The 12467-nt window shown below is 64.4% G+C and carries 12 protein-coding genes; 7 read left to right on the top strand and 5 right to left on the bottom strand.

The genetic code is table 11. The annotated features are described in order from the left end of the window. Positions 1-78: 78 nt before the first annotated feature. The 4 genes from RBR29_RS06980 to RBR29_RS06965 are packed head-to-tail and all read right to left on the bottom strand — an operon-like array spanning position 79 to position 2797. Positions 79-1164, bottom strand: coding sequence for an alpha/beta fold hydrolase (locus RBR29_RS06980; RefSeq protein WP_320348244.1), 1086 nt, complete (start codon positions 1162-1164; stop codon positions 79-81). A 10-nt stretch (positions 1165-1174) separates the two neighbouring features. Beyond that, complete coding sequence (locus RBR29_RS06975; RefSeq protein WP_320348243.1) at positions 1175-1597, bottom strand: nuclear transport factor 2 family protein; 423 nt, start codon at positions 1595-1597, stop codon at positions 1175-1177. A gap of 10 nt (positions 1598-1607) precedes the next feature. Further along, positions 1608-1817, bottom strand: a complete 210-nt coding sequence (locus RBR29_RS06970; protein WP_320348242.1) for a zinc-finger domain-containing protein — start codon at positions 1815-1817, stop codon at positions 1608-1610. Positions 1818-1876: 59 nt separating this feature from the next. Next, entirely contained in the window at positions 1877-2797 is a 921-nt protein-coding gene (locus RBR29_RS06965) for a branched-chain amino acid transaminase (RefSeq protein ID WP_320348241.1), read from the bottom strand. A 129-nt stretch (positions 2798-2926) separates the two neighbouring features. On the opposite strand from RBR29_RS06965, the gene RBR29_RS06960 reads away from it, so the two are divergent. Next, on the top strand, positions 2927-4303 hold the full coding sequence (locus tag RBR29_RS06960) for a DEAD/DEAH box helicase (RefSeq protein ID WP_320348240.1): 1377 nt from the start codon (positions 2927-2929) through the stop codon (positions 4301-4303). Here the strand turns inward: RBR29_RS06960 and RBR29_RS06955 are convergent. Continuing rightward, positions 4300-4674: a thioredoxin family protein gene (locus RBR29_RS06955; protein ID WP_320348239.1), complete on the bottom strand. Its 375-nt coding sequence runs from the start codon at positions 4672-4674 to the stop codon at positions 4300-4302. The two genes, RBR29_RS06960 and RBR29_RS06955, sit on opposite strands and share 4 nt — an antisense overlap. Before the next feature lie 64 nt (positions 4675-4738). Between RBR29_RS06955 and RBR29_RS06950 the strand changes: the two genes are divergently transcribed. The 6 genes from RBR29_RS06950 to RBR29_RS06925 form a co-directional block, all read left to right on the top strand. Next, complete coding sequence (locus RBR29_RS06950) at positions 4739-5530, top strand: EI24 domain-containing protein (protein ID WP_320348238.1); 792 nt, start codon at positions 4739-4741, stop codon at positions 5528-5530. Positions 5531-5542: 12 nt separating this feature from the next. Further along, positions 5543-6424 (top strand): molybdopterin-binding protein, encoded by an 882-nt coding sequence (locus tag RBR29_RS06945; protein WP_320348237.1) that lies wholly within the window; start codon positions 5543-5545, stop codon positions 6422-6424. Between the two features lie 138 nt (positions 6425-6562). Next, positions 6563-7366: an IclR family transcriptional regulator gene (locus RBR29_RS06940; RefSeq protein ID WP_320348245.1), complete on the top strand. Its 804-nt coding sequence runs from the start codon at positions 6563-6565 to the stop codon at positions 7364-7366. Between the two features lie 209 nt (positions 7367-7575). Beyond that, complete coding sequence (gene phaP, locus RBR29_RS06935) at positions 7576-8145, top strand: TIGR01841 family phasin (protein ID WP_320348236.1); 570 nt, start codon at positions 7576-7578, stop codon at positions 8143-8145. 269 nt (positions 8146-8414) lie between these two features. Beyond that, positions 8415-9614, top strand: coding sequence for an efflux RND transporter periplasmic adaptor subunit (locus tag RBR29_RS06930; RefSeq protein WP_320348235.1), 1200 nt, complete (start codon positions 8415-8417; stop codon positions 9612-9614). Then, the coding region (locus RBR29_RS06925) for an efflux RND transporter permease subunit (RefSeq protein WP_320348234.1) at positions 9611-12467 on the top strand (2857 nt) is incomplete at its 3' end. The genes RBR29_RS06930 and RBR29_RS06925, both read left to right, overlap by 4 nt.

Raw genomic sequence — 12467 nt, 5'->3', positions numbered from 1 at the left:
ACAACCAGCGTGCCTTGTTGGCGCCTTTCAAGAAATAGGGGTGTCCAGGGGCGGCACACGCTGCGCGGACCTGCTGGGTCAGTGGCCGTTGCTGAAAAAACGCAGCAGTCTCGCAGGCAGCCAGCGCAGATTGCCCGGGAACACGCCTGTCACGAAGCCTGCGTGTCCTCCTTGGGCCGGCTGGTGCAGCAGCACATCGCCGGAAGCATCCCGGGACCCCGGCAGCGAGGCTTCGGGCACGAAAGGATCGTTGCGGGCATTGAGCACCAGAGTCGGTGTGTGAATCGAGGGCAGCAAGGGCAGGCTGGCGGCGCGGGTCCAGTAGTCCAGCGCATTGAGATAGCCGTGCATGGGCGCGGTGTACAAATCGTCGAATTCGCGCAGGCTGCGCATGTTCTGGGTGCGCGAGACGTCCACCGAGCCGGGAAATTCCCGGGCCTTGTCGAAGATCTTGCGGCGGATGCTGCGCAGGAAATGCCGGGAATACAGCTGCCTGCCCCAGAGCGTATCCGACAGTCGCCGGCCACAGGCGCTCAGATCCATCGGGGCGGACACGGCGGCCGCAGCCTTCAGCCCGTGAGGTGTCCCGCTGGATTCGCCCAGCAGTTTCAGCAGGGCATTGCCGCCCAGCGAGATGCCGGCGGCATGCAGTGCGGCGCGGGGCAGGCGTGCGCGGACATGGCCGATGATGAAGTCGATTTCGGCGGAATCGCCGCTATAGTAGGCCCGCGCCATGCGGTTGGGCACCCCGGAGCAGCCGCGAAAATGCGCTGCTGCCACGATCCAGCCCGCAGCGCGGAAATCGTGGGCGATGGCCTGCATGTAGGGACTCAGGCTGCTGCCTTCGAGGCCGTGGAACAGCACCAGGACGGGGCCATCAGCCGTCAGCCCGGCCCAGTCGGCGTCCTCGGCCCATCGCCGTGCTGCCGTGCCCACCAGGCTGGACAGATGCGGCGAGGCCTGGCCGTTGGAATGCTGATTGGGATTCAGGTGCGGCGCGCACCAGTCCAGGTCGATGAAATCACCATCCGGCGTATCCACCCGTTCGCGCACGAAATGCAGGGCAGGATGCTGGGCGCAAAAAGCCCCGTAGAGAGTCTGGGCATGGCCGCCTGGCAGCCAGGCCGGGACGGGGCATGGGCTGGTGTCGATGCGCGCGGTCATTCAGTCGGGCTCAGTGCAGGGTTCGGGCAGGGTCGGGGCGATCGAGCATTTCGGCCTCGCGGGGGGCGGGCGATGCGTGGTGCACGATCATCCGCCAGCCTTCCGGGCCTTTCTGGTAGAGATTGGTGGCGTAGAAATGCAGGGTATCCTTGCCACGTGGAGTGTTCACCCGGATCCGTTCGATCAGCAGGTGGACTGCGCTCATCACCCCCGTGACAGCCTTGACCTGAGACGGTGAGGCGTTGACCGGGCCGTTGGCGAAGACCCGTTCCCAGGATGCCCGGATGGCCCGGGGGCCCAGGATCCGCAGGCCGCCTGGGTGGATGCAGACCGCGTCCTCGTCGTCGCTCCAGACGCGCATCATCAGCGCAGCATCGCCCTGGCGCATGGCTTCGTAGAAGGCGTATTCCGCTTCTTCGGGCGTGGCGAACATGGAAGACGGTTCAGTGGCCGTGCACCTTTGCGTCCTCGCGCAGGGCGTAGCGCGTGCCGCAGTACTGGCAGCGGGCGACCTGGCTCTTGACGACCTCGATGTAGATGCGCGGATGCTGGCACCACAGGGGCGCCTTGGGGCCGGGGCAATAGACCGGCAGGTCTTCGGCGCCGACTTCAACAATGTCTTGGGTGTGGGCGGTTTCGGGCACGCTGCTCATGGTGTTTCCTGGAAAGGGCCGGACGGGTGAAGCGTCCGGGATGAGTGTTTGAAATGGGGTCAGACCTTGGAGAGCCAGTGATGGTATTTCGGGGTCTTGCCGGAGACCGCATCGAAAAAGGCTTTCTGGAGCTGGGCGGTGATGGGGCCGCGTTCCCCGGCGCCGATCTGGCGGCCATCGATTTCCCGGATCGGAGTGACTTCGGCTGCGGTGCCCGTGAAGAAGGCCTCGTCGGCGATGTACAGGTCGTCGCGGGTCAGGCGGCGCGATTCTACCTTCAGGCCCAGATCGGCGGCGATCTGGTGGATGGAGGCCCGGGTGATGCCGGTCAGGGCGCAGGCGATGTCGGGTTCGTAGATCACGCCGTCGCGCACGATGAACAGGTTTTCGCCGGAGCCTTCGGCCACGAAACCCTGGGTGTCGAGCAGGATGGCCTCGTCGTAGCCATGGTCCAGGGCCTCGGCGTTGGCGAGGATGGAATTGGCATAGGTGCTGGCGATCTTGGCGCGCGGCATGGTGACGTTGACGTGCTGCCGCGCATAGGAGGAAATTTTGACGCGGATGCCTTGTTTGAGGGCTTCTTCGCCCAGGTACGCGCCCCAGGCCCAGGCGGCAATGGCGACATGCACCGAGGCCCCCCTGGGCGAGACGCCCATTTTTTCGGAGCCATAGAACACCAGCGGCCGGATGTAGCAGGATTCCAGTTCGTTGCGGCGCACGACCTCGATCTGGGCTTCGGAGATCGCCTCGCGCGAGAAGGGGATCTTCATCTGGTAGATGTGCGCCGAATTGAACAGGCGTTTGGTGTGGTCTTCCAGGCGGAAAATGGCCGTGCCGTGATCGGTGCGGTAGGCGCGGACGCCTTCGAAGACGGACAGCCCATAATGCAGGGAATGCGTCAGCACGTGCGTGGTCGCCTCGCGCCATGGCACCAGTTTGCCGTCGTACCAGATCACCCCATCTCGATCAGACATGGACATTGCCGTCTCCCGGAATTTGTCAGGGTGACATTGTACCAATTGCCCGGCTTGCGGCGATGCACGCTAAAATAGGGAGTTCATGAACGCGTGGGGCCGGATTTCCGGGCGCCTGCGCCCCCAAACCGACGAATGACCGACTCCACTCCCCAAGATTCTTCCGCCCCCGAGGCGCCCGTTCCGTTCGCCCAGTTCGGCCTGCATCCCGGCATCATGCAGGCCATCGAGGCTACCGGCTATGTGTCCGCCACGCCAATCCAGGCCAAGGCCATCCCCATAGCCATGGCCGGCCGCGACGTCATGGGCGCCGCGCAGACGGGTACGGGCAAGACGGCTGCCTTTTCGCTGCCGATCCTGCACCGGCTGATGCCGTTTGCCAACAGCAGCGCGTCGCCTGCGCGGCATCCGGTGCGCGCCCTGATCCTGACGCCGACGCGCGAACTGGCCGATCAGGTCCATGCCAATGTCGCCCAGTACAGCCGTTTCGTGCCCTTGCGCACGGCCGTGGTGTTCGGTGGGGTGGACATCCGCCCCCAGCGCGACTTGCTGCGCCAGGGTTGCGAAATCCTGATCGCCACGCCGGGCCGCCTGCTCGATCACGTCGAGCAGCGCAACGTCAACCTTGGGCAGGTTGGCATCCTGGTATTGGACGAGGCCGACCGCATGCTGGACATGGGCTTTCTGCCGGACCTGGACCGCATCATGCGGTTGCTGCCGCCGGGCCGGCAGGGCCTGCTGTTTTCCGCGACCTTCAGCCCCGAAATCCGCAAGCTGGGCCGCACGTTTCTGCGCACCCCCGTCGAAGTCGAGGTCGCGCGGCCCAATGCCACGGCCGATACCGTGACCCAGATCGCTTATCCCCTGGAAGGCGAGGCCAAGCGCCGGGCCGTGGTGCATCTGGTCAAATCGCGCCAGCTCAACCAGGTCATCGTGTTTTCCAACACCAAGATCGGTTGCAGCCGCCTGGCCCGCCAGCTGGAACAGGACGGCGTGCGCGCGGAATCCATCCACGGCAACAAGACCCAGGTCGAACGCATGAAGGCGCTGGACGCCTTCAAGGCTGGCACCCTGGAAGTCCTGGTGGCCACCGACGTGGCCGCGCGCGGCCTGGACGTTGCCGGGGTGCCCTGTGTGATCAACTATGATCTGCCGCGCAACGCCGAAGACTACGTCCACCGCATCGGCCGCACCGGTCGGGCAGGGGCCTCGGGCGAGGCCATTGCGCTGTTCTCTCCTGACGAAGAACGCTACCTGCAGGACATCGAAAAACTCATCAAGACCCGCATCCCTCGCGGCGAACTCGAACTGCCGCGCAGCATGGCTCGCCGCCGCCCCGTCGGGCATCGTGGGACACCTGCCCGGGCTGTCCCTGAGGCACCGCTGGATGATTTTTTCACCCGACCCTACGAACCGTCCGCCGCTGCGCCGCGCCCGGATGCCGAACCGCGCCCCGCCGTGGTGCCGGCGCGTCGGTCCGTGGGTGTCTTGCTGGGCGGTAAATCTTCTTAATCTGCCAGGCTGTCCAGGCTGCCTGGGCCGACCGACAGCGCCGGCAGCTCAGCGGCGCCATCGATCAGCCGCCGCAATTGCTCGATGCGCGGCTGCAGCGCGCCCCAGTAGCGCGTGCCCTGTCGATCCTGCACCAGGATCGTGGGAAAGTTCTCGATATCCTCATCGCCCAGCCAGTCCGGGCTGTACTCGACATCCACCCAGAGAAAAGTCCAGTCGGGGTATTCGTCGGCCAGCGCTTCCAGCAGGGGGCGCCAGGCGTCGCAGGTGCGGCACCAGGCGGCGCAGTAGCAGGCCACGCGGCGGCCTGTGTCCGAGGCCAGCCGGGCGCGCAGGGCCTGGGGATCGATGTGCGGATCGAACAATTTCATGCAGACAGACATCCCGTTCTTTGAATAAGATGGATTGTATGGGTTCACAAGGACATTTCTCTGTATGACGCATCAAGCCCTCGCCTTGCGCGATTCCCGTTCCTCTCATGGCCTGGCGCTGGTCGGGCAGGCGTTTCGGCGGGCCGCCGCCAGCCAGTTGCATCCACGCATGCTGGCGGCCCTGTTCCTGCCCTTTGTGATCGCCTGCCTGGGTGCCGTGCTGCTGCTGTGGTTCTTCTGGCAACCCCTGACCGGCTGGCTGGACCAGGAGGCTTCATCCTGGGGCTTGTTCAATACCGTTGACGGCTGGCTGATCGCCATTGGCCTGTTTTCCCTGAAACTGTGGCTGGTGCCGTTGATGGCGGCGGGTCTGCTGCTGCCCATGGCGGGCATCCTGGGCCTGGCGATTGCCGCCGTGTTCGTCATGCCCATCGTCTTGCACCATCTGGAACGCCGCGACTACGTGGGGCTGGGCCGCCAGGGGCGCCATGCAACGGCGCTGGGCATCTGGAATGCGGCCTGGGTCGGGGTGCTGTTCTGCCTGGGGTGGCTGGTGACCATGCCGTTGTGGCTGATTCCGCCGATGGCGCTGCTGCTGCCGGTGTTCTGGTGGGCTTTCGCGCTGAACCGGATGCTGCGAGTGGATGCCATGATCGAACACGCCAGCCCGGCCGAACGGCGGCTGCTGTGGCGGCGCCACAATCGCCAGCTCTGGCTGATTGCGGCCTGCCTGGCGGTCGTCAACTTGATTCCCTTGTTCTGGCTGGTGATGCCGGTATTCTCGGCGCTGGTGTACGCTCATTTCTGCCTGGAGGCGATCCGCCGCCTGCGGGCCGAAACTGTCATGGACCTTTGATCTGGAAATCCGATGATGCCATCCGCCCCTGTTCACGCCGCCGATCCGTCCGCAGTCCAGTCCACCGCGAGCGAGGCCGCCGCTTGCCCGATTTCCCAGTCGCCGCCGCGTGTGCGGCTGATCGCCATTGGCGACGAAATCCTGTCGGGGCGTCGCCAGGACAAGCATTTTTCCAAGCTGATTGAATTGCTGCAGGAACGTGGCTTGCGATTGCATGCGGCAGAATTCATCTCCGACGACGAGGATGATATTGTTGAATGCCTGCGCCGCAGCTTCGCGACGCCCGATATCGTTTTCTGCTGCGGGGGCATCGGCGCCACGCCCGACGACCGCACGCGCCAGGCCGCCGCACGCGCCCTGGGAGTGCCGCTGGCGCTGCATCCCGAAGCCGCCCGCCTGATTGGCCAACGCTGCGCGGACATGGCGGCCAAGGGCCAGGGCAGTGCCGACATGTCCACCCCGGAAAACCAGCAGCGCCTGCAGATGGGGGTTTTTCCCACCGGGGCGGAAATCATTCCGAACAGCTACAACCGGATCCCTGGATTCTTCATCCACGATCACAGCTTCATGCCGGGCTTTCCCGTGATGGCGCATGCCATGATGAGCTGGACGCTGGATACGCGCTATGCCAGGTGGCATCATCTCGAAGCACGGGTAGAGCATTCCTTCCTGGTGTTCGGCCTGCCTGAATCCCGCGTCACCCCGGCGCTGGAATGGCTGGAGCAGCGCTGGGCAGGCATCCGCGCCTTCAGCCTGCCCAACGTCGGCGATTCGGGGGGGCACCCCCACATTGAACTGGGAGTCAAGGGCGCCCCAGAGGCCGCTGCCGAGGCGCTGGCCTGGCTGCGGTCCGAGGTGCTGGCGCTGGGCGGTCGGCTTGAGCCTCCCGCCTGACCGGATTCCGCGCGGGCCGGGCGGGGCTTTGGCCAGTTGCCAGGAAACACTTGCCATACGGTGTGTTTTTTCATAGTATGGAAAAATGGCGCAATGCAACAAAGCGAACCCATGGCACGTTCTTCTCCCTCGTCTTCTATGTCTTCACACGGTGCTCCGGCGCTTGCCTCGGTCGCCGGAGACCACGGCGCAGTGACGATCCAGGTTCTGGATCGGGCCATGCGCATCCTGGATGTCCTGGCTGGGCAGCGTGATCCTGTCACGCTGAAGGATCTGTCGGCCGCCACCGGCCTGCATGCTTCGACCACGCACCGGATCCTGGCCGATCTGGCCGTGGGCCGTTACGTCGAACGGGTGGACAGCGGCCTGTATCGGCTGGGCATGCGTCTGCTGGAACTCGGCTCGCTCGTCAAGGGCCGCCTGGACGTGCGCGCGGCCGCCATCGGGCCGATGCGTGAACTGCATCGCCAGACAGGCCAGACCGTCAACCTGTCGCTCATCCAGGGGGACGAGATCGTCTACGTCGAACGCGCCTGGAGCGAACGATCCGGCATGCAGGTCGTGCGGGCCATCGGCGGCCGGGCACCCCTGCACCTGACTTCGACCGGCAAGCTGTTCCTGTCCATGTGGGATGCCCGCAGTGTGCGCAGCTACGCCATGCGCACGGGGCTGGCCGGCACTACGCGCAACAGCATCACCGAGGTCGATCAGCTGGAACGCGAACTCGCGCTGGTGCGCCGGCACGGCTATTCGCGCGACAACGAAGAACTCGAACTCGGGGTGCGCTGCATCGCGGCAGGCATCCATGACGATTCGGGAGCACTGCTGGCCGGCCTGTCCCTGTCGGCCCCTGCAGAACGCATGCGCGACGATTGGATTCCGCTGTTGATGAGCACCAGCGCGCGTATTTCCGAGGCACTGGGCTACGAGGCGCAACACTGAATACCGGGCGGCGGGACAGGGATTTCCGCGCTGCGCTGGTTGTTTTGATACGCCTGGCAACCATTTTGTTGCGACGCAACAAAATTGATTGACATTCTTGGCGGATCTTATAAAATTTCAATTGTGCGTTGCAGCAAAACCGCTGTGATCGAGAAGGTGCCGGGCATTGTGCCTCTGAGGAAGCCTTCTACATTTGACAAGGAGTCATCATGAGCGCGAATCAACAATCCCTGCTGGCCTCTCAAAAGGCCGTCATCGACAACCTGCTGGCCGTCCAGGGCACGTTTTTCAGCGGTTTCGAAAAACTGGTCGATCTGAACCTGAAGGCGACCAAGGCTGCTCTGGAAGACGTGGCCCAGAAATCCCAGGAAGCCACCGAACTGAAAGACGCCCAGGAACTGCTGGCCTTTACCTCCACGCTGGTGCGCCCGGAACAGGCGGTGGCCTATGGCAAGGACGTCTACGAAATCCTGGCCGAAATCCAGGGTGACCTGAGCAAGCTGGCCGAAGCCCAGCTGGCCCAAGGGCAGAAACAGGTGTCTGATGCGGTCGAACAGTTTGCCCGCAATGCCCCGACCGGATCCGAAGGTGCCGTGGCGCTGCTGAAGTCCTCGCTGGCCACTGCGACCAATGCCTATGAATCTGCCACCAAGGCTGCCCGCCAGGCCGCCAGCGCGGCGGAATCGAATTTCGCTGCCGCGACCAATGCCACGCTGAAGGCTGCGGCCGATGTCGGCAAGGCCACCAAGGCCAGTTCGCGTTCGCGCCGCTCTGCCTGATCGCTGTCTGATCGGCGTAGGCATGGCCGGCGGGTTTTCCAGCCGGCCATGCCAGCAGCCCCGGGACGAAAGTCCCGGGGCTTCGTTTTATGCGGTCAACGGATGTAGCAGCATCCCCTTGAGGGGCAGCAAGCAGGCGCAAGCCGCGCACCGCGTGGGGACGCCTTTTCCACGTATACTCGCCCACAGGTGGCCGCATGGCCGTGCGCTTTGCCTGCGCCATGGCGCGGTGGGGTGCTTTCCCGTTGATCATCCCGTTTCGAGGACTCATGGCGATTTCCTCTGTGCGCCGTTCTGGTCTTTGGTGGGGGCTGGTGGCGTTGCTGGTCCTGGGGGCCTGGGGATGGTGGTCGAACCGCCCGGCGCCTGCGGCTGCGGGCAACACCGAAGTCGCCCCTGTCCTGGTGCGCACGGCGCTTGTGGCGGTGCGCGACATGCCTATCCGCCTTCAGGGGCTGGGTGCGGTTCAGGCCTGGGCCAGTGTCACGGTGCGCGCGCGTATCGACGGTCAACTCGAATCGCTTGGCTTCCGAGAAGGCGAGATCGTGCGCCAGGGACAGCTCATCGCCAGGCTCGATGATCGCACTCAGCAGGCGCAGTTGGCCCAGGCGGTTGCGCAGCGGGCGCGGGATCAGGCGCAACTGGACAACGCCCGCCAGGATCTGGCGCGCTATGTCGAACTGGCCCGCCATGGCGCCATCGACCGCAAGACGCTGGACACCCAGCGTGCTCAGGTGGCCGTGCTGCAAGCCGCTGTTCAAGCGGATGAGGCCCAGATCCAGGCCGCGCGCGTCCAGTTGGATTACACCCGCATCACGGCCCCTTTGACGGGGCGTACCGGGGCGCGGCAGGTGGACCCGGGCAATCTGGTCCGCGCGACGGATGCTGCCGGGCTGGTGCTGATCAATCAGGTCGATCCGATTGCCGTCAGCTTTACCGTGCCGGATACGGCATTTGCCGCCGTTCAGGCGGCCATGCATGCGTCCGGTCCGGGACTGGCGGTCGAGGTCTATGATCGGGGCCGGCCTGAACGGTTGGGGCTGGGCACGCTGGTCCTGATGGACAATCGGATCGACACTGCCAGCGGTACTTTGCGCCTGAAGGCCCGGTTGGACAATCCCACCCTGGCCCTTTGGCCTGGGCAGACAGTGGATGTGCGCCTGATCCTGGGCCAGCAGGCGGGCGCTCTGGTGGTGCCGGAATCCGCTGTGCAGCGTGGTGCCGATGGCCTGTACGCCTATGTGGTCGGACCGGACGATCACGTGCGCATGCAGGCAGTGCGGACGGCCGTGATGCAGGATGGCCTGGCCATCGTGACCCAAGGCTTGTCTGCGGGTCAGCGCGTCGTGGTCGATGGCCATTACAAGCTGCGGCCCGGCGTACAGGTTGCCGAGGCAATGACTGATGCGACAGGCCCGACGCCTGCGGATGCGAGCTTTCCGACCGCTGAGCCGGGGAATGCCCTGTGAACGTTTCTGAACCGTTCATCCGGCGGCCCATCGGCACGGCTTTGCTGGCCATGGCCCTGTTCCTGTTGGGTTTGGCAGTGTTTCCGCTGCTGCCGGTGGCGCCATTGCCCCAGGTCGATTTCCCGACCATTCAGGTCACGGCCAGGCTGCCCGGGGGCAACCCGGAGACCATGGCCACCAGCGTGGCCCAGCCGCTGGAGCGGGAATTTTCCACCATTTCCGGCCTGGTGCAGATGAGTTCCGAGAATGCGCTGGGCGTCTCGCGCATTACGCTGCAGTTTGCACTGGATCGCAATATCGATGGCGCGGCCCTGGACGTGCAAAGCGCCATCAATGCGGCTTCGCGCCAGTTGCCCTCGAATCTGTCCAGTCCGCCGACTTTTCGCAAGATCAATCCGGCGGACTTTTCCATCCTGATCCTGTCGGTGCAGTCCGATGTGCTGCCGGTCACCGAGGTCAACGATTTCGCCGATAACATCCTGGCCCAGCAGTTGTCGCGCATCGAAGGCGTGGGCCAGGTGAATATCTTCGGCCAGCAGAAGCCGGCCATTCGCATCCAGGTCGATCCCCAGAAAATTGCTGCGCTGGGCCTGGACCTGGAGTCGATCCGGGGCGTGATTGCCACCACCACGGTCAACCAGCCCAAGGGGGTGATCGATGGCCGCCACCAGAGCTATACCATCTACGCCAACGATCAAGTGCTGGATGTGGCGCCCTGGAATGACGTGATCGTCGCCTGGCGCAATGGCGCACCGGTGCGGGTGCGCGACATCGGCCAGGCCGTGGCGGGGCCGGAAGACGCAAAACAGGCCGCCTGGGCATTCGCCGGCCAGGGGGCGGGCCCGGGCGATGTAGCGCGCAATGGCCGTTCCCTGGTGATGGGGATCACCAAGCAGCCCGGGGCCAATGTGATCGAGACGGTCGAGCGCATCCGCGCTGAATTGCCGCGCCTGATGGCATCCATGCCGGCCAGCATCCAGGTCAGCACCCTGATGGACCGGACACAGAATATCCGCGCTTCGGTCCGCGAGGTCGAGTTCACGCTGCTGCTGTCGATCGCGCTGGTGGTGCTGGTGATTTTCGTGTTCCTGCGCAATGTGACGGGCACGCTGATCGCCGGCGCCACGGTACCGCTGTCGTTGATGGGCACCTTTGCCCTGATGTACGTGGCGGGCTACAGCCTGGACAATCTGTCGCTGATGGCATTGACGATTTCCGTGGGGTTCGTGATCGACGATGCCGTGGTCATGCTGGAAAATATCTGGCGCCATCTGGAAGAGGGCGCGCCGCCCATGCAAGCCGCCCTGAAGGGGGCCCGCGAGATCGGCTTTACCATCGTGTCGATCTCGGTGTCGCTGATGGCAGTGTTCATCCCTCTGTTGCTGATGAGCGGCATGGTGGGTCGGCTGTTCCGGGAATTCGCCGTGACGGTCGTCATGACCGTGATGATCTCCATGCTGGTGACGCTCACCCTGACCCCCATGCTGTGTTCGCGCTATCTGAGCAACCCGGGGCAGAACCCGGGCGGGCGCCTCCAGCGGGCGTTCGAGCGCGGCTTCCAGCGGTTGCAGGCCGCCTACCGGCGGGGGCTGGACGTTGTGCTGGATCACCAGTTCGCCACGCTGTGCTTTTTCCTGGTAACGGTGGCGGCCTCGGCGTTCTTGTTTGTCGTGATTCCGAAAGGATTTTTCCCACAGCAGGATACGGGGGCGATTTTCGGCCTGGCGGAATCTTCGCAGGACAGTTCATTCGATGCCATGAACCAGCGCATGCTGGCCCTGGCCGACGTGCTGCGCCAGGACCCCGATGTGGCCTCTTTTGGCATGAGCAGCAATGCGCCGACCTTCAACACCGGGCGTTTTTTCATCAATCTGAAGCCGCGCGAAGCCGGACGCAAGGCCAGCGCCGATGAAGTCATCCGCCGGCTGCGGCCGCAGTTGGAGCCGGTCCCCGGGGTGCGCCTGTTCATGCAGGCGGGGCAGGACATCAATGTGGGTGGGCGCCTGTCGCGCACCCAGTACCAGTACACCCTGACCAGTGCCAGCCTGGAAGAACTCAATACCTGGGCACCGCGTCTGCTGGAACGTTTCCGCAGCTTGCCACAACTGGCCGATCTGGCGACAGACCAGCAGAACAGCGCCAATACGGCGGTGGTCACGATCGATCGCGCCCGCGCCGCCATGTTCGGCATCACACCGGCCATGATCGACAGCACCCTGTACAGTGCCCTGGGGCAGCGCCAGGTGGCGCAATATTCCACCCAGATCAACAGCTATCAGGTGATCCTGGAAATCACCCCGGAACTGCAGTCGGATCCCGCCGTATTTTCGCGCTTGTACATCCAGTCGCCGCTGACCGGCGAACAGGTGCCGCTGTCCAGCCTGGTGCGGGTGGATCTGTCCAGGCCGGGTTATCTGTCCATCAATCATCAGGGCCAGTTTCCGGCAGTGACGATCTCGTTCAATCTGGCGGCGGGATATTCGCTGGGGCAGGCAGTGGATGCCATTCGCGCAGCGCAGGCCGTCATGGAGCTGCCGCTGTCGATCCAGGGGGCTTTCCAGGGTACGGCCAAGGTATTCCAGGAATCCCTGGCGACCCAGCCTTACCTGATTGCTGCTGCCCTGGTGGCCGTGTACATCGTTCTGGGCCTGCTGTACGAAAGCACCATTCATCCTTTGACCATCCTGTCCACCTTGCCGTCGGCCGGGGTCGGGGCGCTGCTGATTCTGATGGGCAGCGGCTTCGATCTGAGCGTCATCGCAATCATCGGCATCCTGCTGCTGATCGGCATCGTCAAAAAGAACGGCATCATGCTGGTCGATTTCGCCCTGGTGGCCGAGCGCCAGCAGGGTC

Source organism: Castellaniella sp., from assembly GCF_034007085.1.
In the GTDB taxonomy this organism is placed as follows: domain Bacteria; phylum Pseudomonadota; class Gammaproteobacteria; order Burkholderiales; family Burkholderiaceae_B; genus Castellaniella.
The sequence above is the reverse complement of the archived record's forward strand: the minus strand, read 5'-3'. Positions and strand labels throughout refer to the sequence as shown.

What these genes read in the sequence shown, in the direction of transcription:
- RBR29_RS06980 (WP_320348244.1), bottom strand. Translation starts at nt 1,164, where the DNA reads ATGACCGCGCGCATCGACACCAGCCCATGCCCCGTCCCGGCCTGGCTG.
- RBR29_RS06975 (WP_320348243.1), bottom strand. Translation starts at nt 1,597, where the DNA reads ATGTTCGCCACGCCCGAAGAAGCGGAATACGCCTTCTACGAAGCCATG.
- RBR29_RS06970 (WP_320348242.1), bottom strand. Translation starts at nt 1,817, where the DNA reads ATGAGCAGCGTGCCCGAAACCGCCCACACCCAAGACATTGTTGAAGTC.
- RBR29_RS06965 (WP_320348241.1), bottom strand. Translation starts at nt 2,797, where the DNA reads ATGTCCATGTCTGATCGAGATGGGGTGATCTGGTACGACGGCAAACTG.
- RBR29_RS06960 (WP_320348240.1), top strand. Translation starts at nt 2,927, where the DNA reads ATGACCGACTCCACTCCCCAAGATTCTTCCGCCCCCGAGGCGCCCGTT.
- RBR29_RS06955 (WP_320348239.1), bottom strand. Translation starts at nt 4,674, where the DNA reads ATGAAATTGTTCGATCCGCACATCGATCCCCAGGCCCTGCGCGCCCGG.
- RBR29_RS06950 (WP_320348238.1), top strand. Translation starts at nt 4,739, where the DNA reads ATGACGCATCAAGCCCTCGCCTTGCGCGATTCCCGTTCCTCTCATGGC.
- RBR29_RS06945 (WP_320348237.1), top strand. Translation starts at nt 5,543, where the DNA reads ATGATGCCATCCGCCCCTGTTCACGCCGCCGATCCGTCCGCAGTCCAG.
- RBR29_RS06940 (WP_320348245.1), top strand. Translation starts at nt 6,563, where the DNA reads ATGTCTTCACACGGTGCTCCGGCGCTTGCCTCGGTCGCCGGAGACCAC.
- phaP (WP_320348236.1), top strand. Translation starts at nt 7,576, where the DNA reads ATGAGCGCGAATCAACAATCCCTGCTGGCCTCTCAAAAGGCCGTCATC.
- RBR29_RS06930 (WP_320348235.1), top strand. Translation starts at nt 8,415, where the DNA reads ATGGCGATTTCCTCTGTGCGCCGTTCTGGTCTTTGGTGGGGGCTGGTG.